Annotated in this window: 15 protein-coding genes; 5 read left to right on the forward strand and 10 right to left on the reverse strand. The window is 76.1% G+C overall.

All coding sequences use genetic code 11. The annotated features are described in order from the left end of the window. Positions 1 to 51 precede the first annotated feature (51 nt). Positions 52 to 2,895: a GNAT family N-acetyltransferase gene (locus LO771_RS28040; protein WP_230747642.1), complete on the reverse strand. Its 2,844-nt coding sequence runs from the start codon at positions 2,893 to 2,895 to the stop codon at positions 52 to 54. Positions 2,896 to 3,048: 153 nt separating this feature from the next. Here LO771_RS28040 and LO771_RS28045 point away from each other — a divergent pair, with 153 nt between their 5' ends. Further along, positions 3,049 to 3,327 carry an HPr family phosphocarrier protein gene (locus LO771_RS28045; RefSeq protein WP_230747644.1) on the forward strand — a complete coding sequence of 93 codons (279 nt, stop codon included), beginning with the start codon at positions 3,049 to 3,051 and terminating at the stop codon, positions 3,325 to 3,327. Positions 3,328 to 3,406: 79 nt separating this feature from the next. Here LO771_RS28045 and LO771_RS28050 read toward each other — a convergent pair whose 3' ends face one another. From LO771_RS28050 to LO771_RS28060, 3 genes are all read right to left on the reverse strand, one after another. After that, positions 3,407 to 4,600, reverse strand: a complete 1,194-nt coding sequence (locus LO771_RS28050; protein WP_230747646.1) for an RtcB family protein — start codon at positions 4,598 to 4,600, stop codon at positions 3,407 to 3,409. Between the two features lie 520 nt (positions 4,601 to 5,120). Continuing rightward, the gene (locus tag LO771_RS28055) at positions 5,121 to 6,506 is read right to left on the reverse strand and encodes a pitrilysin family protein (RefSeq protein WP_230747648.1); all 1,386 of its coding nucleotides are present in this window, start codon (positions 6,504 to 6,506) and stop codon (positions 5,121 to 5,123) included. Then, complete coding sequence (locus LO771_RS28060; protein ID WP_230747654.1) at positions 6,503 to 7,912, reverse strand: pitrilysin family protein; 1,410 nt, start codon at positions 7,910 to 7,912, stop codon at positions 6,503 to 6,505. The genes LO771_RS28055 and LO771_RS28060 overlap by 4 nt, the downstream gene beginning before the upstream one ends. Positions 7,913 to 8,183: 271 nt before the next feature. On the opposite strand from LO771_RS28060, the gene LO771_RS28065 reads away from it, so the two are divergent. Continuing rightward, positions 8,184 to 10,634: a DNA topoisomerase (ATP-hydrolyzing) subunit A gene (locus LO771_RS28065; RefSeq protein WP_230747657.1), complete on the forward strand. Its 2,451-nt coding sequence runs from the start codon at positions 8,184 to 8,186 to the stop codon at positions 10,632 to 10,634. Positions 10,635 to 10,906: 272 nt separating this feature from the next. Next, a complete protein-coding gene (locus tag LO771_RS28070) occupies positions 10,907 to 11,842 on the forward strand; it encodes a sucrase ferredoxin (RefSeq protein WP_230747659.1) in 936 nt (311 codons plus the stop codon). Between the two features lie 103 nt (positions 11,843 to 11,945). Here the strand turns inward: LO771_RS28070 and LO771_RS28075 are convergent, their stop codons facing one another. The 3 genes from LO771_RS28075 to LO771_RS28085 all read right to left on the reverse strand — a co-directional run bounded on the left by LO771_RS28075 (position 11,946) and on the right by LO771_RS28085 (position 14,786). Then, positions 11,946 to 13,007, reverse strand: coding sequence for an ABC transporter substrate-binding protein (locus tag LO771_RS28075; protein WP_230747661.1), 1,062 nt, complete (start codon positions 13,005 to 13,007; stop codon positions 11,946 to 11,948). Positions 13,008 to 13,069: 62 nt separating this feature from the next. Further along, entirely contained in the window at positions 13,070 to 13,942 is an 873-nt protein-coding gene (locus LO771_RS28080) for an ABC transporter permease (protein WP_230747663.1), read from the reverse strand. Next, on the reverse strand, positions 13,932 to 14,786 hold the full coding sequence (locus LO771_RS28085; protein ID WP_230747664.1) for an ABC transporter ATP-binding protein: 855 nt from the start codon (positions 14,784 to 14,786) through the stop codon (positions 13,932 to 13,934). Before LO771_RS28085 ends, LO771_RS28080 begins: the two co-directional genes overlap by 11 nt. A gap of 376 nt (positions 14,787 to 15,162) precedes the next feature. On the opposite strand from LO771_RS28085, the gene LO771_RS28090 reads away from it, so the two are divergent. Next, positions 15,163 to 16,881, forward strand: a complete 1,719-nt coding sequence (locus LO771_RS28090; protein WP_230747666.1) for a sensor histidine kinase — start codon at positions 15,163 to 15,165, stop codon at positions 16,879 to 16,881. Then, the gene (locus LO771_RS28095) at positions 16,878 to 17,567 is read left to right on the forward strand and encodes a response regulator (RefSeq protein WP_230747668.1); all 690 of its coding nucleotides are present in this window, start codon (positions 16,878 to 16,880) and stop codon (positions 17,565 to 17,567) included. Before LO771_RS28090 ends, LO771_RS28095 begins: the two co-directional genes overlap by 4 nt. A gap of 93 nt (positions 17,568 to 17,660) precedes the next feature. Here LO771_RS28095 and LO771_RS28100 read toward each other — a convergent pair whose 3' ends face one another. The 3 genes from LO771_RS28100 to LO771_RS28110 all read right to left on the reverse strand — a co-directional run bounded on the left by LO771_RS28100 (position 17,661) and on the right by LO771_RS28110 (position 20,206). Beyond that, positions 17,661 to 19,292, reverse strand: coding sequence for a cation acetate symporter (locus LO771_RS28100; RefSeq protein WP_230747670.1), 1,632 nt, complete (start codon positions 19,290 to 19,292; stop codon positions 17,661 to 17,663). Continuing rightward, positions 19,289 to 19,714 carry a DUF485 domain-containing protein gene (locus LO771_RS28105; protein ID WP_374228267.1) on the reverse strand — a complete coding sequence of 142 codons (426 nt, stop codon included), beginning with the start codon at positions 19,712 to 19,714 and terminating at the stop codon, positions 19,289 to 19,291. The genes LO771_RS28100 and LO771_RS28105 overlap by 4 nt, the downstream gene beginning before the upstream one ends. 315 nt (positions 19,715 to 20,029) lie before the next feature. Beyond that, the gene (locus tag LO771_RS28110) at positions 20,030 to 20,206 is read right to left on the reverse strand and encodes a LuxR C-terminal-related transcriptional regulator (protein ID WP_308189027.1); all 177 of its coding nucleotides are present in this window, start codon (positions 20,204 to 20,206) and stop codon (positions 20,030 to 20,032) included. Positions 20,207 to 20,559 lie beyond the last annotated feature (353 nt).

Consider the following 20,559-nt stretch of genomic DNA (forward strand, 5'->3'; position numbering starts at 1 on the left):
GTCCGGGCTCTTCGGGGGCTGCGGGCCTCTGACGGGCGCCGCCCAGGAAGGTTACAGGGTGCTCATGCTGCGCGGCCCCAGATCACTGCGGGCGGGCAGCGGCGCGACCCGCACCCGGGCGGAGAGGACGGTGAGGCCGCGGGGCGCCACGACGACGGGCTCCAGCTCGACGGAGGCCACCTCCGGCAGGTCGTCGACCAGGCGGGAGACGCGCAGCAGCAGCTCCTCCAGGGCGCCGGTGTCGACCGGGTCGGCACCGCGCCAGCCGAAGAGGAGCGGGGCCGCGCGGACCTCCCGGACCAGTTCGGCGGCGTCCCGGTCGGTGGCGGGCAGCAGCCGGTGGGCGACGTCGCCGAGCAGCTCGGCCGGGGCGCCGGAGAGGCCGAAGGAGAGGATGGCGCCCACGGCGGGGTCGACGGCGGCGGCGACCACGGTGTCCACGCCGCGCGCCGCCATGGGCTGGACCACCAGCTGCGCCTGGGCGGCGCCGCCGAGCAGTTCGGCCATCTCCCGGTGGGCGCGGCGCAGCTCCGCCTCACCGGTGAGGTCCAGGCGGACGCTGCCCAGGTCGGGGCGGTGGCGCAGGTGCCCGGCGGTGGCCTTGAGCGCGACGGGGTAGCCCAGCTCGGCGGCGGCGCGGGCGGCGGCGTGCTCGTCGGGGGCGGGCAGGGCCCGGACGACGTCGATGCCGTAGTCGGCGAGCAGGGCGGCGGCCGCCGCGTCGTCCAGGGTGATGCGGGCGCCGGACCGGGTGCGGGCCGCGGCGGCGGTGCGGGTCGCCAGGGCGGCGTCGACCCGGGCGCGGGCGGCGGCCTCGTCGATCCGGTCCAGTTCGGGGACGCGGGCGGAGGTCTCGGCGGCGACCGCGGCGCGGCGCCAGGCGGCGTGGCGCACGGCGTGGGCCAGGGCCCGCACGGCCCGTTCGGGGGCCGGGTAGGCGGGGACGGTGCCGGGGAGCAGGGCGCCCGCGGCGTCCTCGCGGCGCAGCCGCGCGGGGAGGTCGGCGAGGGCCAGGTGGGCGAGGAGCAGGGGCTTGCCCGCGGCGGCGGCCCGGTCGGCGGCCTCGGTGAGGGCCTCCGCGATCGCGGGGGCGTCGGAGGTGAGGGCCGGGTCGCCGGCGGTGGAGCCGAAGAGGGTGGAGCCGGGGAAGCCGGGGGTGCCGATGGGCGGGATCGCCACGGTGATCACCGCGTCGACGGCCGGGTCGTCGAGGGCGGTGGCCAGGGCGATGCGGAAGTGGTCGCCGGTGGCGGCGGTGGTCAGGTCGACGGGGGTGCGCGGGCGCAGCCCGGCGCTGAGGCAGGCGTCGTGGGTGAGCAGGCCGAGGGAGTCGGAGTTGCCGACGATGGCGATCCGGTCGCCGGGCGGCAGCGGCTGGTGGGCGAGGAGCTCGGCCGTGTCGAACATCTCGGTGATGGTGTCCACCCGGACCACGCCGGCCTGCTGGAAAAGGGTGTCGACGGTGGCGTCGCGCAGCGCGGAGGCGGTGGCGGGCACCGCGTGCCCGGGCGGGACGCTGCCGGTGTGGCGGCCGCCCTTGACCACCACGACGGGCTTGGAGGCGGCGATCCGGCGGGCGATGCGGGTGAACTTGCGGGGGTTGCCGAAGGACTCCAGGTAGAGCAGGACGATCCGGGTCGCCGGGTCCTCCTCCCAGTACTGGAGCAGGTCGTTGCCGGAGACGTCGGCGCGGTTGCCGACGGAGGCGAAGCTGGAGACGCCGAGGCCGCGGCGGTGGGCGCTCTCCAGGAGGGCCGCGCCGATGGCGCCCGACTGGCTGAACAGGCCGAGGCCGCCGGTCCGCGGCAGCATCGGGGAGAGGGAGGCGTTGAGGGGCGCCTCGGGCGCGGTGCTGATCAGGCCGAAGGCGTTGGGTCCGACGACGCGCATGCCCGCGGCCCGGGCCTGGCGGACGAGCGCCCGCTGGCGCTCGCGGCCCTCGGGGCCGGTCTCGGCGTAGCCGGCGGTGACGACGACCAGGCCCTGCACGCCGTGGGCGCCGCAGTCGGCGACGGTGTCCGGCACGGCGGCGGCGGGGACCGCGACCACGGCCAGGTCGACCGGGCCGGGGATGTCGCGCACCGAGCGGTGGACGGGGACGCCGTCGAGCTCGGTGCCGGGCGGGGCGGCGCTGTTCACGGCGTACACCGGGCCCGGGAAGCCGGAGGCGAGCAGGTCGCGCAGCAGGGTGCGGCCGACGGCGGCGGGGTTGCGGGAGGCGCCGAGGACGGCGACCGAGCGGGGGGAGAGCAGCCGCTGCACGGACCGGGCCTCGGCGCGGTGCTCGCGGGCGCGCATCACGGCGAGGGACTGCGCGGTGGGTTCGAGGTCGAACTCCAGGTGGACGACGCCGTCGGCGAAGCTCCGCCGCTGGGTGTAGCCGGCGTCGGTGAACACCTTGATCATCTTGCGGTTCTCGGGCAGGACCTCGGCGGCGAAGCGCCGGATGCCGCGCTCCCGGGCGACGGCGGCGATGTGCTCCAGCAGCGCGGAGGCCACGCCGCGGCCCTGGTGGGCGTCCTGCACCAGGAAGGCGACCTCGGCCTCCGCGGCGCCCGTCGAGGCGTCCGCGGGGCGGCCGTCGGCGTCGATGCGGTCGTAGCGGACGGTGGCGATGAAGCGGTCGCGCACCACGGCCGCCAGGCCGACCCTGTTGACGTAGTCGTGGTGGGTGAAGCGGCGCACGTCGCGGTCGGAGAGGCGCGGGTAGGGGGCGAAGAAGCGGAAGTACTTGGACTGGTCGGAGACCTCGCCGTAGAACTCCACCAGCCGCTCGGCGTCGTCGGGCGTGATCGGCCGGATGCGGGCCGTACCGCCGTCGCGCAGCAGGACGTCGGCCTCCCAGTGCCGGGGGTAGGCCCGTTCGGGATCGCCGTGTGCCGGGGTGTCGTCCACCTCGACAGGCTATCCGGGGAGGAGGGCGGAGGCAGGCGGCGGCGGGCCGCGGGCACCGGGGCGGGCCGTCCGCCGCCGGGCGGCGGACCGGCCGGGCGGGGCCCGGCGTGCCAGACTGGTGCGGCCAGCGAGGCTTCCACGGAGGGCAGCACCATGGCCGAGCGCCGCGTGACCGTCGGATGGGCCGAGGGCCTGCACGCCCGCCCCGCCTCGATCCTCGTCCGGGCGGCCACCGCGGTCGGCGTGCCGGTGGCCATCGGCCGCCCCGGCGCGCCGCCGGTCAACGCCGCCTCCGTGCTCGGCGTGCTGGCCCTCGGCGCCGGCGCCGGGGACGAGGTCGTCCTCTCCTCCGACGCGGACGGCGCCGGCCCGGCCCTGGACCGCCTCGCCCGCCTGGTGCGGGACGGGCTGGACGAGCTGCCGCAGGGCTGAGCCGGACGGTGGCGGACCGCCGCGCCCCGGCGCGGGCGGAGGTCCCGGCACCGGGGCGGCGGCCCCCGCCGCCGGGGCGTCAGCCCTTGACGCAGACCACCTGCTTGAGCTGCGCCACGACCTCGACGAGGTCGCGCTGCTGCTCGATGACCTTCTCGATCGGCTTGTACGCGCCGGGGATCTCGTCGACCACGCCGCTGTCCTTGCGGCACTCCACCCCCCTGGTCTGGTCCTCCAGGTCCCGGGTGGTGAAGCGCTTCTTGGCGGCGGTGCGGCTCATCCTCCGGCCGGCGCCGTGCGAGGCCGAGTTGAAGGCGGCGGTGTTGCCGAGCCCGCGGACGATGTACGAGCCGGTGCCCATCGAACCGGGGATGATCCCGTACTCGCCGGAGCCGGCCCGGATGGCGCCCTTGCGGGTGACGAGCAGGTCCTCCCCGTCGTACTGCTCCTCCGAGACGTAGTTGTGGTGGCAGGAGATCACCTGGTCGAAGGAGACCTTCGCCCGGCGGAACTCCCGGCGCACCACGTCCTGGAGGAGCGCCATCATGATCGCCCGGTTGTGCTTCGCGTACTCCTGCGCCCAGAAGAGGTCCCGGCGGTAGGCCGCCATCTGCGGGGTGTCCGCGACGAACACCGCGAGGTCGCGGTCGGCCAGGCCCTGGTTGTGCGGCAGCGAGCGGGCGACGCCGATGTGGTGGTCGGCCAGCTCCTTGCCGATGTTGCGCGACCCGGAGTGCAGCATCAGCCACACCGAGCCCTCGGTGTCCAGGCAGACCTCGACGAAGTGGTTGCCGCCGCCCAGGGACCCCATCTGGGCCAGCGCGCGCTCCCGGCGGAAGCGGACCGCCTCGGCGAGGCCGTCGAAGCGCTCCCAGAAGCCGTCCCAGCCGGCCGTCGGCAGGCCGTGCAGGCGGCCCGGGTCGACCGGGTCGGCGTGCGCCTGGCGGCCGACCGGGATCGCCTCCTCGATGCGCGAGCGCAGCCGGGAGAGGTCGTCCGGCAGGTCGCGGGCGGTGAGCGAGGTCTTCACCGCGCTCATCCCGCAGCCGATGTCGACGCCGACCGCGGCCGGGCAGACGGCGTCCTTCATGGCGATGACGGAGCCGACCGTCGCCCCCTTGCCCAGGTGGACGTCGGGCATGACGGCGAGTCCGCTGATCCAGGGCAGCGAGGAGATGTTGCGCAGCTGCTGCATGGCCTGGCCCTCGACGGTGGCCGGGTCGGTCCACATGCGGATCGGCACCCGGACGCCGGGAACCTCGGTGTACGACATGGCTGGGACGACCTCCAAGGTCGGTGTGCCCCCTCTGGCGGGAGCGGACGGGAGTCGCCACGCGTGCGTCCGGCGTGGCCCGGGAAGTCTGCGCACCCCGGGTCCGCCTCCCGAACCTCCCCGGAGGGAGGCTCCCCCGTGGGAGGCGGGCCCGGGCGCTGCGGGGCGCGCGCCCCTCCTATCGGGGGGCGCGCACCGGATTCGGCGCGGTGCGGCGGAGCCGCGGGGAGCGGCGGGTGCCGCTGCACCCGCTGCGTGGCTCGACCCGCATGGTTTCCGCCTCCCTCCGCCGAACGGGGGACCGGCTCGGTGCCGTCCCCTGGCCCGTGTGCCGGGCGCGGACCCATCTACCCACGGCGGCGGGGAGGGCCGCAACGGGATTTCCGGCGCGCCGGGCACGGGCGGCCGACGCGCGGTCCGGGCCGGGATCGGGGCCGGTGCGAGAGCCGGGGGCTGGGCCGGACAGCAGAAGGCCCGGCCCCGGCGGGGACGCCGCCGGGGCCGGGCCTCCCGGTCGGGGTCAGCGGACGACGGTGACCTCGCCGATGCCCAGCTCGCCGACCGGTCCGGCGATCTGCGAGGCGTCGCCGACCAGCACGGTGACCAGCCGGTCCGGCGGGAAGGCCGCGACGACGGCGGCGGTGGCCTCGGCGGTGCCGGTGTCGGCGAGCCGCCGGTAGACCTGGGCCTGGAAGTCGTCGGGCAGCCCCTGCTCGACCTGGTCGGCGAGGGTGCCGGCGACCGCGGCGGAGGTCTCGTACCTCAGCGGCGCCACGCCCACGAGGTTCTGCACGGCGACGTCCCGCTCGGCGTCGGTGAGGCCCTCGGCGGCCAGGGTGCGCAGCACGGTCCAGGCGTCGGCGAGCGCCGGGGCGGTGGAGGGGGTGTCCACCGAGCCGGTGATGGCCAGCAGGACGCGGCCGGAGCCGTCGGGCGCGGAGCGCAGCGGCTGGCTGAGGGCGCGCACGCCGTAGGTGTAGCCCTTCTCCTCGCGCAGGACCTTGTCCAGGCGGGAGGTGAGGGTGCCGCCGAGGCAGTAGGTGCCGAGGACCTGGGCCGCCCAGACGTCGTCGTGGCGGTCGGGGCCGACGCGGCCGATGAGCAGCTGGGTCTGCACCGAGCCCGGCCGGTCGACGACGATCACGCGGGCGGCGTCGTCGGCGGTGACGGGGGCGGAGGTGCTGGGCTCGGCCTTGTCGCCGGTCCAGGCGCCGAGGGTGCGGTCGAGGACGCCGGGCAGGTCGACCCCGTCGAGGTCGCCGACGACGACCGCGGTGGCGGTGGCCGGGCGGACGTGGGCGGCGTAGAAGGCCTGCACGGCGGCGCGGTCGATGCCGCGGACGGTCTCGGCGGAGCCGGCGCGGGGGCGGGAGAGCCGGTCGGCGCCGTCGAAGAGCTCCCCGTACAGGGCGAGGGCGGCGCGGCGGGCCGGGTTGGCGAGCTCGTGGACGATCTCGTCGAGGCGGTTGGCGACGAGCCGCTCGATCTCGTGCTCCGGCAGCGCCGGGGCGCGCAGCGCGTCGGCGAGGAGGGTGAGGCCGCGCTCCAGGCGGGAGGCCGGGACCTCCAGGGAGACCCGGACGCAGGGGTGGTCGGCGTGGGCGTCCATGGTGGCGCCGGCCCGCTCCAGCTCGCCCGCGAACTCCTCGGCGGTGAGGGTGTCCGTGCCCTGGTTGAGGGCGCGGGCGAGGATCGTCGCCACACCGTCCAGGCCCGCGGGCTCGGCGGCGAGCGGGGCGTCGAGGAGCACCTCGACGGCGATGAGCTCCTGGCCGGGGCGGTGGCAGTGCAGGACGGTGAGGCCGTTGTCCAGGGTGGTCCGCTCGGGGGCGGGGAACGCCCACGGCGTGGGGGTGCCCGCCTGCGGGCGGGGGTGGAAGGTCATGGCGGGCTCGATGCCGGTCATGCGGCGCCTCCCTCGGTGGCGTCGTCGGAGGCTGCGGGGGCGGCGGGGGCCTCGGCGTCCCCGGCCGCGGAGATCTCGGAGGTGTCGGGGGTGGCGGGTGCCGGCCCGGCCTCGGGGTGGACCGGCTCGTAGACGAGGACGGACCGGTTGTCGGGCCGCAGCCGGGCCGCGGCCACGGCACGGACCTCGTCCGCGGTGACCTCCATGACCCGGGAGAGGGCGGTGTTCACCAGGCCGGGGTCGCCGAAGAGGACGGCGTACCGGCACAGCTCGTCGGCGCGGCCGGAGACGGTCTGCAGCCGGTCCAGCCACTCGCGCTCGATCTGGGCCTGGGCGCGCTCCAGCTCCTCGGGGGTGGGGCCCTCGGCGGCGAAGCGGGCCAGCTCCTCGTCGACGGCGGCCTCGACGGCCTCGACGGTGGCGTCGCCGGAGGTCTTGACGTCCAGCCAGCCCAGGGAGGGGGCGCCGGACAGGCGCAGCAGGCCGAAGCCGGCGGCGACGGCGAGCCGGTCGCGGCGCACCAGCCGGTTGTACAGGCGGCTGGACTCGCCGGAGCCGAGGACGGTGAGCGCCAGGTCGGCGGCGTCGGCCTCGCGGGTGCCGTCGTGCGGCAGCCGGTAGGCGGCCATGAGCGCCCGGGAGGGGACCTCCTCGCGGACGGTGAGGCGCAGCTCCTCCCCCGCCGTGTCCGGCAGCGAGCCGTCGCGCGGGGCGGGCTTGCCGTCGTGGGCGGGGATGCTGCCGAAGTACTTCTCGACCCAGCGCAGGGTCTCCTCGGGGTCGATGTCGCCGACCACGGAGAGCACCGCGTTGTTGGGCGCGTAGTAGGTGGAGAAGAAGGCGCGGGCGTCGTCGAGGGTGGCGGCGTCCAGGTCGGCCATGGAGCCGATCGGCGTGTGGTGGTAGGGGTGGCCCTCGGGGAAGGACATCGCGGTGAGCTTCTCGAAGGCGGTGCCGTAGGGCACGTTGTCGTACCGCTGGCGGCGCTCGTTCTTCACCACGTCGCGCTGGTTGTCCAGGCTCTGCTGGTCGAGGGCGGCGAGGAGCGACCCCATGCGGTCGGCCTCCAGCCAGAGGGCGAGCTCCAGCTGGTGGGCGGGCATGGTCTCGAAGTAGTTGGTCCGCTCGAAGCTGGTGGTGCCGTTGAGGGAGCCGCCGGCGCCCTGGACGAGCTCGAAGTGGCCGTTGCCGGGGACGTTGGCGGAGCCCTGGAACATCAGGTGCTCGAAGAGGTGGGCGAGGCCGGTGCGGCCCTGCACCTCGTGGCGCGAGCCGACGTCGTACCAGAGGCACACGGCGGCGACCGGCGTGAGGTGGTCCTCGGAGAGCACCACGCGCAGGCCGTTGGCCAGGCGGTGCTCGGTGATGGCGAGGCCTCCGGAGGAGGCGGGGGCCGGGTTGGCCATGCTCGTCGGGTCCTTCCCGTCGCTGCTCGGTGGTGGTTCCTGCTCGCGGGCGGGGGCGCTGCGCCCTCGTGGTGCCCCATTGTGGTGCAACGGACGGGACGCCCGGAGGTGCCCGCGCGGGCGGGGTGTTCGCCGCGGGCGGACACCGGGCCCGGGACCGGGGGCCGCGGGGCGGTGGGCGGGGGTGTCGGCGGGAGGGGCCACAATAGGGGTCCCGCCGTGCCCGCCGCGGCGACGATCGACGCTGAACACGCAAAGGAGCCCGCCCGCGATGGCCCGCCGCAGTTCGCCTACCCCGCCGCCCGGCGACTTCGAGGAGCGGATCCTCGACGTCGACGTCGTGGACGAGATGCAGGGCTCCTTCCTGGAGTACGCCTACTCCGTCATCTACTCCCGGGCGCTGCCCGACGCGCGCGACGGCCTGAAGCCGGTGCACCGCCGGATCGTGTACCAGGCCAACGAGATGGGCCTGCGGCCGGAGCGCAGCCACGTGAAGTCGGCCCGCGTGGTCGGCGAGGTGATGGGCCGGCTTCACCCGCACGGCGACGCGGCGATCTACGACACGCTGGTGCGCCTCGCACAGCCGTTCTCGATGCGGCTGCCGCTGATCGACGGCCACGGCAACTTCGGCTCGCTGGGCAACGACGACCCGCCGGCCGCGATGCGGTACACCGAGTCGAGGCTGACCGCCGCCGCGATGGCGATGGTGGAGTCGATCGACGAGGACACCGTCGACTTCGGCCCCAACTACGACGGCAGCGAGCGGGAGCCGGTCGTGCTGCCGGCCGCCTTCCCGAACCTGCTGGTCAACGGCGCCTCCGGCATCGCGGTCGGCATGGCGACCAACATGCCGCCGCACAACCTCTCCGAGGTGGTCGCCGCCGCCCGCCACCTGATCAGGCACCCGGGCGCCGACCTCGACACCCTGATGCGGTTCGTCCCCGGACCGGACCTGCCCACCGGCGGCCGGATCGTCGGCCTGTCGGGCATCCGCGACGCCTACGAGTCGGGGCGCGGCACCTTCAAGATCCGGGCGACCGCGACGGTGGAGAACGTCACCGCGCGGCGCAAGGGGATCGTGGTCACCGAGCTGCCGTACAACGTCGGCCCGGAGAAGGTGATCTCCAAGATCAAGGACCTGGTCGGCTCGAAGAAGCTCCAGGGCATCGCCGACGTCAAGGACCTCACCGACCGCGAGCACGGGCTGCGGCTGGTGATCGAGGTCAAGAACGGCTTCGTGCCCGAGGCCGTGCTGGAGCAGCTGTACAAGCTGACGCCGATGGAGGAGTCCTTCGGCATCAACAACGTGGCGCTGGTCGACGGCCAGCCGCTGACCCTGGGCCTGAAGGAGCTGCTGGAGGTCTACGTCGACCACCGCTTCGAGGTGGTCCGGCGGCGCAGCGAGTTCCGGCGCGGCAAGCGGCAGGACCGGCTGCACCTGGTCGAGGGCCTGCTGGTCGCCCTCGTCGACATCGACGAGGTCATCGCCGTCATCCGGGCCAGCGAGAACGCCGCGCAGGCCAAGGAGCGCCTGATGGAGCGCTTCTCGCTCTCCGAGGTGCAGACCGCCTACATCCTGGACACCCCGCTGCGGCGGCTCACCCGGTTCGACCGGATCGAGCTGGAGGCGGAGAAGGAGCGGCTGCAGCGGGAGATCCAGGAGCTGACCGCGATCCTGGAGTCGGACGCCAAGCTGCGCAGCGTCGTCTCCAACGAACTCGCCGCCGTGGCCAAGCAGTTCGGCACCGAGCGGCGGACGGTGCTGCTGGAGGCCGGCGCGGTGCCGGCCCCGGCGTCCGTGCCGCTGCAGGTCGCCGACGACCCCTGCCGGGTGCTGCTCTCCTCCACCGGCCTGCTGGCCCGCACGGCGGACGGCGAGCCGATGGAGCCCGCGGAGCGGCGGGCCCGGCACGACGTGGTCGTCTCGGCGGTGCCTGCCACCGCCCGCGGCGACGTCGGCGCGGTCACCTCCGCCGGGCGCGTGCTGCGGCTGAGCGTCATCGACCTGCCGGCGCTGCCGCCGAGCTCCACCGCGCCGAGCCTGGCGGGCGGCGCCGCGGTCGGCGAGTTCCTCGAGCTGGCGGCGGGCGAGCGGGTGCTGGCACTGACCACCCTGGACGAGTCCTCGCCGGGCCTGGCGCTCGGCACCCTGCAGGGCGTGGTCAAGCGGGTCGTGCCGGACTGGCCCGCCAACAAGGACGAGTTCGAGGTGATCGGCCTCCGGGAGGGCGACAGCGTCGTCGGCGCGGTGGAGCTGCGCACCGGCGAGGAGGACCTGGTCTTCATCACCTCCGACGCCCAGCTGCTGCGGTACCCCGCGGGGCAGGTGCGGCCGCAGGGCCGGCCGGCGGGCGGCATGGCCGGCGTGAAGCTGGCCGAGGGCTCCCGGGTGCTCTCCTTCACCGCGGTGGACCCGGCGGCGGACGCGGTGGTGCTCTCCGTCGCCACGGCCTCCGGGACGCTGGACGGCGGCACCCAGACCACGTGGAAGCTCACCCCCTTCGAGCAGTACCCGCGGAAGGGGCGCGCCACCGGCGGCGTCCGCTGCCAGCGGTTCCTGCGCGGGGAGGACGCCCTCGCCTTCGCCTGGGCGGGCGCGGCCCCGGCCCGCGCCGCCACGGCGGCGGGCGCCCCGGTCGACCTGCCGGAGCGGGACCCGCGCCGCGACGGCTCGGGCACGCCGGTCGAGAAGCAGGTCGCGGCGGTCGCCGGACCGGTCTGACCGGAAGCGGCGGAAGCGGCGGAAGTGGCAGAAGCGGCGCCACGGGCCCCGGCGGCGGGAACGCCGCCGGGGCCCGTGGCGCGGACGGCGCACGCGGCCGCACCGTGCGGCCCGCCCCGCGCGGGGGCGGGACCGGACGCGCGCGGGGCCGCCGGCCGCGGGCGGGAGGGGCGCCGGCAGCGGGCGGCCCGGGGCGCCCGGACGGCGCACCGCAGGGCGCATGCGGACGGCGGCCGGGCCCCGGTCGGCGGCGCGGACGTAGGGTGACGCGGGTGAGCACCTGTGCGACCCTCTCCGCCGAACTGTCCGAGCCGCTGGCCGGGACCGCCGCCACCGCCGCCACCTGGCTCCTGCTGGAGCAGCACGGCCCGTGGGGCGCCAAGGCGCTCACGCAGAGCCATCTGGACCCCGAGGTCGGCCGGGCACTGGACCGGGCCGCCGACGGGACCGGGGTGCGGGTGGCGCTGATGCGCCGACCCGGACGGCACGCCGACCGCCGCACCGGCGGGCGGCACGAGGTGGTCGTCGCCCACACCGCGCCGGGCGCGTCCTGGGTGCGGCGGGAGGCCGTCGCGGACCCGGGCGACCTGCTGGGCCTGGACTTCGCCGCACTGGGCGCCGGCAGCCACGGCGGCCTGGGCCGCGCGCACGGCGGCGACCCGCTGGCCCTGGTGTGCACTAACGGCCGCCGCGACCGCTGCTGCGCCCTGCTGGGCCGTCCCCTCGCGGCGGAACTGGCCGCGTCCGGCCACGGCGAGGTGTGGGAGGTCACCCACCTGGGCGGGCACCGCTTCTCCCCCACCATGCTGGTGCTCCCCCACGGGTACGCCTACGGCCGGCTGGACGCCGCCTCCGCCAAGGAGGTGCTGGCGGCGACGGCCGAGGGCCGCACGGCCGTCGAGCGGTGCCGCGGGCGCTCCTGCTGGGACCGTCCCGGCCAGGCCGCCGAACTGGCGGTGCGCAGGCTGGCGGGCGAGGACCGCGCCGAGGTCCTGGCCGTGGAGCAGCACGAGGAGGCCCCGGGGCTGTGGCGGGTGCGTGTCCGGCACGCCGACGGCCGGGCCTGGGACGTCGGGGTCGTCCGGGGCGTGTCCGAACCGCCCCGGCCCGAGAGCTGCGGCAAGGCCGCCGGCACTCCGGCCCGGATGGTCGTGCGGACCGTCGCCGCCGTCGCCGTGGCGGACGGCCCGGGGCGGGAACGGCGCTGAGGGCGGGAACCCGGCGCGGCCCGGGACGCGGACGGCCCCCGGCGCCCCCGCCCGCTGTCCGGGCGGCGGGGGCGCCGGGGGGCCGCCGCGGGTCGGCCGCGGATCAGCCCGCCGCGGCGGCCTTCTCCACGAACTCGGTGGTGTAGGTCCTGCCGAGGTCGATCTGCCTGCCCTTCACCTCCGGGTTGAAGGAGGAGAGGACGTCGAGGACGGTCTTCGGGCCGTCCGCCGGCATCACGCCGTCCTTGGTGAACATCGGCAGGCTGGTGCCGATGGACTTCGCGTACAGCTCCTGGCCGCCCTGCGCGTAGTCGGCGGGCATCTTCGCGGCGATCTCCGCGGGGGTGTGGGAGGACATCCACGCCAGGGTCCTGACGAAGGCGTTCGCCAGCTTCTGGGTGGTGTCCTTGTGCCCGTTCACCCAGTCCGTGGCCATGTAGAGCGACGAGGACGGGTAGAGGCCGCCGAGGGCCGCCCTGGAGCCCTCGGGGGTGCGCATGTCGTACAGCACCTTGCCCAGGCCCTTGTCGAGGACGTTGGCGACCGTCGGGTCGGTCGTCATGCCGCCGTCGATGCTGCCCTGCTGGAGGGCGGCGATGAAGGTCTGCCCGGCGCCGACGGCGACCGGGCTGAAGTCGCCCGCCCCGACGCCGTGCTTGACGGCGAGGTACTTGGTGAGGAAGTCGGTGGAGGAGCCGAGGCCGGTGATGCCGAGCTTGCGGCCCTTGAATCCGGAGGCGGACGTGACCGACCCGGCGGCCTTGGCGGAGACCAGCTCCACCTCCCCGGGGGCCTGGGCGAACTGCACCACGGACTCCACCGACTTGCCCTTGGCCTGCAGGTCGATGGTGTGGTCGTAGAAGCCGACGGCGCCCTGGACGTCGCCCGCGAGCAGCGCGGTGGTGGCGTTGACGCCGGCCGGCTCGGTCATCAGCTCGACGTCGACGCCCTCGGCCCGGAAGTAGCCGAGGCGCTGGGTGAGCATCGCGGGCAGGTAGATGACCTTGTCGAGGCCGCCGACCATGATCTTGACCTTGGGACCGGCGACGGCCGGTCCGCCGTCCTTCGGCACGGAGGCGCCGGAGGTGGACGCCGCGTCGTTCGCACAGGCGGCGAGGGACAGGAGCAGGGCGGCCGCGGCCGCGGCGGCGAGGTGTCTGCGCATGGTGGGGATGCCCTTCACGGGTGGGGTGGGGTGACGGGTGGGTGGCGCCGGGGGGAGGGGGTTCAGCGGCCGTCGCCGGCGTCGGCCGGCTTCCAGCGGAAGAGCTTCCGCTCGGCGAGGGTGAGCAGGCCCTCGGTGAGCAGGGCGACCACCGCGAGGATGGTCATGGCCGCGTAGACGCCGGCCGCGTTGAAGGTGCCCTGGGCGGCGGCGACCAGCAGGCCGAGGCCCTTGGTGGCGCCGATGTACTCGCCGACGATGGCGCCGATCAGGGCGAAGCCGAAGGAGACGTGCAGGGAGGTGAAGATCCAGGAGGTGGCGGCGGGGACGACCACCTGGAGGGTGACCTGCCGGTTGCGCGCCCCGAGGATGCGGGCGTTGGCCACCAGGTTGCGGTCGACCTCCCGGGCGCCCTGGAAGGCGTTGAAGAAGACGGGGAAGAAGACCAGCACGACGGCCGAGGCGACCTTGGAGGCGGGGCCCAGGCCGAACCAGATGAGGAAGATCGGTGCCAGCACGATCCTGGGGATGGCGTTGAGGACCTTCACGTACGGGCCGAGCACGTCCGCGAGGAACCGGATCCGGCCGAGGGCGATGCCCAGGACCACGCCGGCGACGACGCCGACGACCCAGCCGAGGAGCGCCTCGTAGAGGGTGTAGCCGATCTGCTCGCCCAGGGAGCCCTGGGCCGTTCCGTGGGCGACCCACTGCCAGATCTGGTCCCAGATCCTCGACGGCATGGAGAAGTTGAACGGGTCGACGACGCCGGTCCGGGCGGCCGCCTCCCACAGGCCCAGCACACCCGCGAGCACCGCGGCGCGGGCCGCGTGCACGCCGATCCGGCGGTGGCGGGCGGCCCGCTCCCGGGCCTCGGTCCTGGCGGCGGCCGACGTGTCCCGTACGGGCGCGGCGGCGGGGGCGGTCTCAAGCGGCACTGCCCGCTCCTCTCTCGCGGGTGATGCGCACCTCTTCGCCGAGCGAGGCCCAGATCTCCCGGTAGGTCTCGATGAACCGCGGCTCCAGCCGCACCGCCTCGACGGTGCGCGGGCGCGGCAGGTCGATGTCGAAGACCTGCTTGACGGTGGCCGGTCCGGCGGTCATCACCACCACCCGGTCGGCCAGCGCGATCGCCTCCTCCAGGTCGTGGGTGACGAAGACGACCGACGCGCCGGTGCCCGACCACAGCTCGAGCAGCTGGTCGGACACCAGCGCCCGGGTCTGCACGTCGAGCGCGGAGAAGGGCTCGTCCATCAGCAGGATCCGCGGGTCGTTGACGAGGGTCTGGGCGAGCGCGACCCGCTTGCGCATGCCGCCCGAGAGCTGGTGGGGGTAGCGGTCCTCGAAGGCCGCCAGGCCGACCCGGGCGAGCCAGTCGCGGGCCCGCTCGCGGGCCTCGGCGGCCGGGACGCCGCGGAAGCGCGGGCCGGCCGTGACGTTGGACAGCACGGTGCGCCAGGGGAAGACGGCGTCCTGCTGGAAGACGAAGCCGACCTGCGTGCCGATGCCGGCGACCGGCCCGCCCTGCACCCGCACCTCGCCCTCGCTGGGCTCCTCCAGGCCGCTGACCAGGGTGAGGGTGGTCGACTTGCCGCAGCCGGTGGGGCCGACGACGGCCACGAACTCGCCCTGCCGCACGGTCAGGTGCAGGTCGCGGACGGCCGTGTGCAGGCCCCCCGACGGGGTGCGGAAGCGCTTGGTCGCGCCGACCAGCTCGATCGCCGGGACGTCCCGTCCGGCCGCCGCTCCGCCCGGCGACCCGGGGTCCTTCGCGCCGCTCATGTACCACCTCCGGTCCCGGCGCCACCGCCGGGAATCGCTGTCGCCGGGAGGCTAGGAGCGGCACGGCGGGGTGCGGCAGCCTTGCGCGCGTACTGCGGGTTCCTGGCGTTGGCGGCTGTTCTGCTCGTTTTGCTTCCGCTACAACAGCGGGAGGCCCCTGGCCGGAAACGCTGCCGAAACATAGGGTGGCCGCCGGTCCGCGCGCGGCCCGCGGCCCGGCAGGGCCCGGAGCTGCACGGCACGGCCTCGTAAGGCGCGGCACGGCGTCGTACAGCGCGGCGTCGCATGACGGCATGCACGGCTCCGCGCGGCGGCACACGGGACAGCGGCACACGGGACAGCGGCACACGGCACGGCGGAGAGGAGGGAGCAGGCGATGAGGCGACCGCACTGGCCGCGCCGGGTCTCCGCTCAGCTCCTGCTGAGCCAGACCGTGGTCACCGTGGGGGTGACCGCCCTCACCGCGGGGCTCTTCCTCGCCCCCGTGAGCGCGGAGCTGGACCGCGCCGCCATGCAGCGCGCCCTGGCCATCGCCCAGGTCACCGCCACCGACACGCAGCTCGCGGACGCCGCCGCCCACCGCGACTCCGGCCGTATCCAGCCGGTGGCCGAGCGCATCCGGCGGTCCACGGGCGCCAGCTTCGTGGTGGTCACCGACGACCGCGGCGTGCGGCTGTCGCACACCGACCCGGACCGGATCGGCCAGCGGGTGAGCACCGACCCCGGGCCGGCGCTGAGCGGGCGGACGGTGACGGCCATCCAGCAGGGCACGCTGGGCCGCACCGCCCGCGGCAAGGTGCCGCTGCGGCTGGCCGGCGGGCGGATCGTCGGCGAGGTCTCCGTCGGCATCAGCGACCGCTCGATCCGCAGCCGCCTGGCCTCCATGGTCACCGGCATCCTGCTCTGCGCCGCCGCCGGCCTGGCCGCGGGGACCCTGGCCACCGTGCTGCTGGCGCGCCGGCTCGGACGGCGCACCCACGACATCGCCGTCGCCGACATCTCCGCCCTGCTGGTGGAGCGGGAGGCGATGCTGCACAGCATCCGCGAGGGGATGGTCGCCCTGGACCGGCGGGGGCGGATCCGGCTGGCCAACGACGAGGCCGTGCGGCTGCTGGCGCTGCCCGAGGGGGCCACCGGGACGCCCGTCGACGAGGTGCTGCCGGCGGGCCGGCTGGCGGACGCGCTCACCGGCCGCAGCACCGGGGAGGACCTGCCCGCCGTGCGCGGGGACCGGGTGCTGGTGGTCAACCGGATGGACACCGCCGACGGCGGCGCGGTGGTGACCCTGCGGGACCGCACCGAGCTGGAGGAGCTGGTGCGGGAGCTGGACACCACCCGGGGCCTGACCGACGCCCTGCGGGCCCAGGACCACGAGCACGCCAACCGGATGCACACCCTGCTGGGGCTGCTGGAGCTGGGCCTGCACCGGGAGGCGGTGGAGTTCATCACCGAGGCCTCGGGAGCCGCGCGGGCGGCCGCCGGGCGGATCGCCGAGCAGGTGCAGGACCCGCACCTGGCCGCACTGCTGGCGGGCAAGGCCGCGGTGGCCGCCGAACGGGGCACGGCACTCACGATCACGCCCGGCAGCCACCTGCCGGACGCCGCGGTGGACCCGCGCGAACTGGTCACCGTCGTCGGCAACCTGGTTGACAACGCCCTGGACGCCGCCGGGTCGGCGGCCCGGCCGCAGGTGGCGGTCACCCTGGTCGCCGAGGGGAGCACGGTCGTGGTCCGGGTCGCGGACAGCGGGCCGGGGGTGGCCCCGGAGCTGCGCGAGGCCGTCTTCGCCGAGGGCTGGACCACCAAGGAGGCGCCGGCGCACCGCCCGCGCGGGCTGGGGCTGGCGCTGGTGCGGCGGCTGGCGGAGCGCTCCGGGGGACGGGTCGCGGTCGGTACGGGGCCGCTCGGCGGGGCGGAGTTCACGGTCGAGCTGCCGGAGGCCCTGCACCGGCGGTCCACCGGGGCACCGCCGGCCGGCGCGGCGGGGCCGGGGGCCGTGACGGCGGCGGTCTGCGGGGCGGAGGCGGCCTGCGGGCCGGGGCCGGGGCCGGGGGCCGCGGCGGGGGCGGCCGGCGCGGCGGGGGCGGCGCGGTGATCGACGTCCTGGTGGTGGACGACGACTTCCGGGTCGCCGACGTCCACGCCGCCTACGTGGCGAAGGTGCCCGGCTTCCGGGTGGTGGCCAAGGCCCACAGCGCGGGCGAGGCGCTCGCCGTGCTGGAACGCCTGCCGGTGGACCTGGTGCTGCTCGACCACTACCTGCCGGACGGGACCGGCCTGTCGCTGGTGCGGCGGATGCGGGAGCAGAGGCTGCACGGCGACGTGGTGATGGTGACCGCAGCCCGGGACGTGTCCACGGTGCACGAGGCCATGCAGCACGGAGCACTGCAGTACCTGGTGAAGCCGTTCACCTTCGCCGGGCTGCGGGAGAAGCTGGTCGCCTACGCCGAGCTGCGCCGCGCCCTGGCCGGCGGGGAGCGGGAGGCCGGGCAGGAGGAGGTGGACCGGCTCTACGGCGCGCTCCGGCGCGCGGGAGGCCCCTCGGCGACCCTCCCCAAGGGCCACTCGGCCCCGACGGCGCACCTGGTGCTGCGGATGCTGCGGGAGGCGGGCCGGCCGGTGTCCGCGCAGGAGGTGGCGGAGGCGACCGGCCTCAGCCGCTCCACCGCACAGCGCTACCTGCGGCAGCTGGAGCGCGACGGGCGGCTGCGGCTGACGCTGCGCTACGGCGACACCGGCCGCCCCGAGCACCGGTACGGGCTGGCCGACGGGCGGCGGTGACGGGACGGGCTGGCCGGACGGGGCAGCCGCCGGGCCGGACGGCCGGGGGTTCCGGCCCCGGGGGCGGCACGGCCCCACGGGGACGCGGCGGGATCAGACCGCCCCGGCCCCGGTGAGGGAGCGGACCTCCAGTTCGGCGTAGCGGTCGGGATCGGCGGGGGTGCGGGAGGTGACGGTGCCGAGCCATCCGGCCAGGAAGCCGAGCGGGATGGAGACCACCCCCGGGTTCTCCAGCGGGAACCAGTGGAAGTCGACGGCGGTGACGAGGGCGTCCGGCCCGCCGGAGACGACCGGGGAGAAGACCACCAGGAGGACCGCGGGGAGCAGTCCGCCGTAGACGGCCCAGACCGCGCCGCGGCTCGTGAAGCGGCGCCAGAAGAGGGTGTAGAGCAGGGTGGGGAGGTTGGCGGAGGCCGCCACGGCGAAGGCGAGCCCGACCAGGAAGGCGACGTTCTGCCGCTGCGCGGAGAGGCTCAGGGCGATCGCGAGGGCGCCGACCACCACGGCGGCGAGCCGCGCCACGGCCACCTCCTGACGCTCGGTCACCTGCTTTCCGTCCGGTCGGCGCAGGGCACGGGCGTAGATGTCGTGGGCGAAGGACGCGGACGAGGCGAGCGTGAGCCCGGCGACCACGGCGAGGATGGTGGCGAAGGCGATCGCGGAGATCACCGCGAAGAGCACGAGCCCGGCGGTGCCGTCCCCGCCGCCCGTCACCTCCAGAGCGAGCAGCGGCGCGGCGGTGTTCCCCGCCGGGTTGTCGGCGCGCACGCCGGCGGAGCCGACGAGCGCGGCGGCGCCCAGGCCCAGCACGATGGCCATGAGGTAGAAGCAGCCCACCAGGCCGATGGTCCAGACCGTGGAGCGGCGGGCGGCCCGGGCGGTGGGGACGGTGTAGAAGCGGGCCAGGATGTGGGGCAGGCCGGCGGTGCCGAGCACGAGGGCGAGGCCGAGGCTGATGAAGTCCAGGCGGCTGGTGGCGGTGGCGCCGTAGCGGAGGCCGGGCCGGAGGTACGCGTCGCCCGCGCCGCTGCCGCGGGCGGCGGCGCGCATCAGCTCGGCGGGGTCGCCGTGGAACCGGACCAGGACCAGCACCGTGAGCACGGCGGTGCCGCAGAGCAGCAGGACGGCCTTGACGATCTGGATCCAGGTGGTGGCCTTCATGCCGCCGACGGTGACGTACACCACCATCAGGGCGCCCACGCCGACGATGGTCCAACTGCGGGCCGGGCCGTCGCCGGTGCCGAGCAGCAGCGAGACGAGGCTGCCCGCGCCGACCATCTGGGCGACCAGGTAGAGCAGGGTGACGACCAGGCCGGCGCTGCCGCTCGCGGCACGCACCCGGCGCTCCCGCATCCGGACGGCGAGGACGTCGGCGAGCGTGTACCGGCCGCAGTTGCGGACCAGTTCGGCGACCAGCATCAGCACGACGAGCCAGGCGACCAGGAAGCCGATGCTGTAGAGCAGGCCGTCGTAGCCGTAGAGCGCGATGAGCCCGGTGATGCCGAGGAAGGAGGCCGCGGAGAGGTAGTCGCCGGCGAGGGCGAATCCGTTCTGCAGCGGACTGAAGGCGCGGCCGCCGACGTAGAAGTCCTCCGCGGCGCGCGTGCGGCGGCCGGCCCACAGGGTGATGGCCAGCGTCACCAGGACGACGCCGGCGAAGAGCGCGGTGGCCAGGCCGTGGTGCTGGGCGGCCGGGCCTGCCGCGAGTACGGTGCGGCCGCTCACCGCAGCCGGTCCTGGGTGTCCCAGCGCAGGCCCAGCGCGGCGCGGTCGCGGGTGGCGCGGGCGTTGCGCCCGTACAGCCAGGTGAGCAGGAAGGTGGAGGCGAACTGGAGCAGCCCCAGCAGCCAGGCCAGGTTGAGCGGGCCGGCGACCTGGCGGCGCATCAGGCCCGGCGCGGTGGTCGCGGCGACGAGGAAGAGCAGGTACCAGAGCAGGAAGAGCACCGACACGGGGAGGACGAAGCCGCGGTAGCCGCGGCGGATCTGCCGGAACGCCTCGCTCTGCTGCACTCCGCGGTACACCTCGGCCGGTGCGGGCCGCCACGCCTCCTCGGCACCGGCCGGGGCACCGGCGGCCCGTGCGTCCGGGCCCTGCACGTCGACGCCCTGCACGTCGACGCCCTCCTCCACGTGGATGTCCTGCACGTCGACGTCCTGCACACCGGCGTGCCGCACGTCGGCGTGCCCCGCCCCGGCGGTCCCGGCCCGGACCTCGCCCGACGCGGCGGACCGTCGGCCGGACCCGCCGCCCCGCGGCGCGGCCTGGGGGCCCGCCGGGCCCGCTGGTGCCTGCTGTCTCGACGGAGTGCTCAACGGTCTGCTCCTGGAGTGGGGCGCGCCGCGGACGGCGGACGCGGTGTCCCTCCCAGGGTGGCCGTCCGGGCGTGCCCGCGCCGTCCGCAGCAGGCATCTTCACCCCATCCGGTGAAGGGCCGGTGACGACGGGTCAGGATCGGCGGGTCAGGCGCGGCGGGAGAGGCCGTGCCGGTAGGCGCAGCCCACCGCCTGGGCGCGGCTGCGCACCCCGCTCCTGGCGAAGAGGTTGGTGATGTGCGTCTTCACCGTGGCCACGCCGACGAGGAGCTCCGCTGCGATCTCCGCGTTGGAGAGGCCGTCGGCGAGCAGCGCGAGGGCCATGGCGGCGGCCGCCCAGCCGGCGAGGCGGCCGGTGCCGGAAGGGGCGGCCGCGGCGGACCGGACGGGGCCGGAACTGCCGGACGAGGACCGGGGCCGCCGCCGCGGCGACGGCGGGTACGGGGACGGTGCTGCCGCCCATCGGACCTCTCCTTGTCGGGCGCTGCGACGCGGACGACGCTACGGGCGGGCGGGCCGGGGCGCCTCGGAGCGGCGGTGGAAGTCCGGGTGGAGAGCGGGAGCGGCGGCCCTCCCCCCCCCGGGGGGGGGGCCCCCCCCGCCCCGCGGGGCCCGGGGGCCGGGCGCCCCCGCCCCCCCCGGCGGGCACGGCGGCCCGGCGGGGCGGCGGCTCCCGC

It is taken from the genome of Streptacidiphilus sp. ASG 303, assembly GCF_020991365.1.
Taxonomy (GTDB): domain Bacteria; phylum Actinomycetota; class Actinomycetes; order Streptomycetales; family Streptomycetaceae; genus Peterkaempfera.

Coding starts and splice junctions, on each gene's coding strand:
- LO771_RS28060 (WP_230747654.1), bottom strand. CDS start 7,912: ATGGCCAACCCGGCCCCCGCCTCCTCCGGAGGCCTCGCCATCACCGAG.
- LO771_RS28075 (WP_230747661.1), bottom strand. CDS start 13,007: ATGCGCAGACACCTCGCCGCCGCGGCCGCGGCCGCCCTGCTCCTGTCC.
- LO771_RS28045 (WP_230747644.1), top strand. CDS start 3,049: ATGGCCGAGCGCCGCGTGACCGTCGGATGGGCCGAGGGCCTGCACGCC.
- LO771_RS28090 (WP_230747666.1), top strand. CDS start 15,163: ATGAGGCGACCGCACTGGCCGCGCCGGGTCTCCGCTCAGCTCCTGCTG.
- LO771_RS28085 (WP_230747664.1), bottom strand. CDS start 14,786: ATGAGCGGCGCGAAGGACCCCGGGTCGCCGGGCGGAGCGGCGGCCGGA.
- LO771_RS28055 (WP_230747648.1), bottom strand. CDS start 6,506: ATGACCGGCATCGAGCCCGCCATGACCTTCCACCCCCGCCCGCAGGCG.
- LO771_RS28110 (WP_308189027.1), bottom strand. CDS start 20,206: ATGGCCCTCGCGCTGCTCGCCGACGGCCTCTCCAACGCGGAGATCGCA.
- LO771_RS28050 (WP_230747646.1), bottom strand. CDS start 4,600: ATGTCGTACACCGAGGTTCCCGGCGTCCGGGTGCCGATCCGCATGTGG.
- LO771_RS28065 (WP_230747657.1), top strand. CDS start 8,184: ATGGCCCGCCGCAGTTCGCCTACCCCGCCGCCCGGCGACTTCGAGGAG.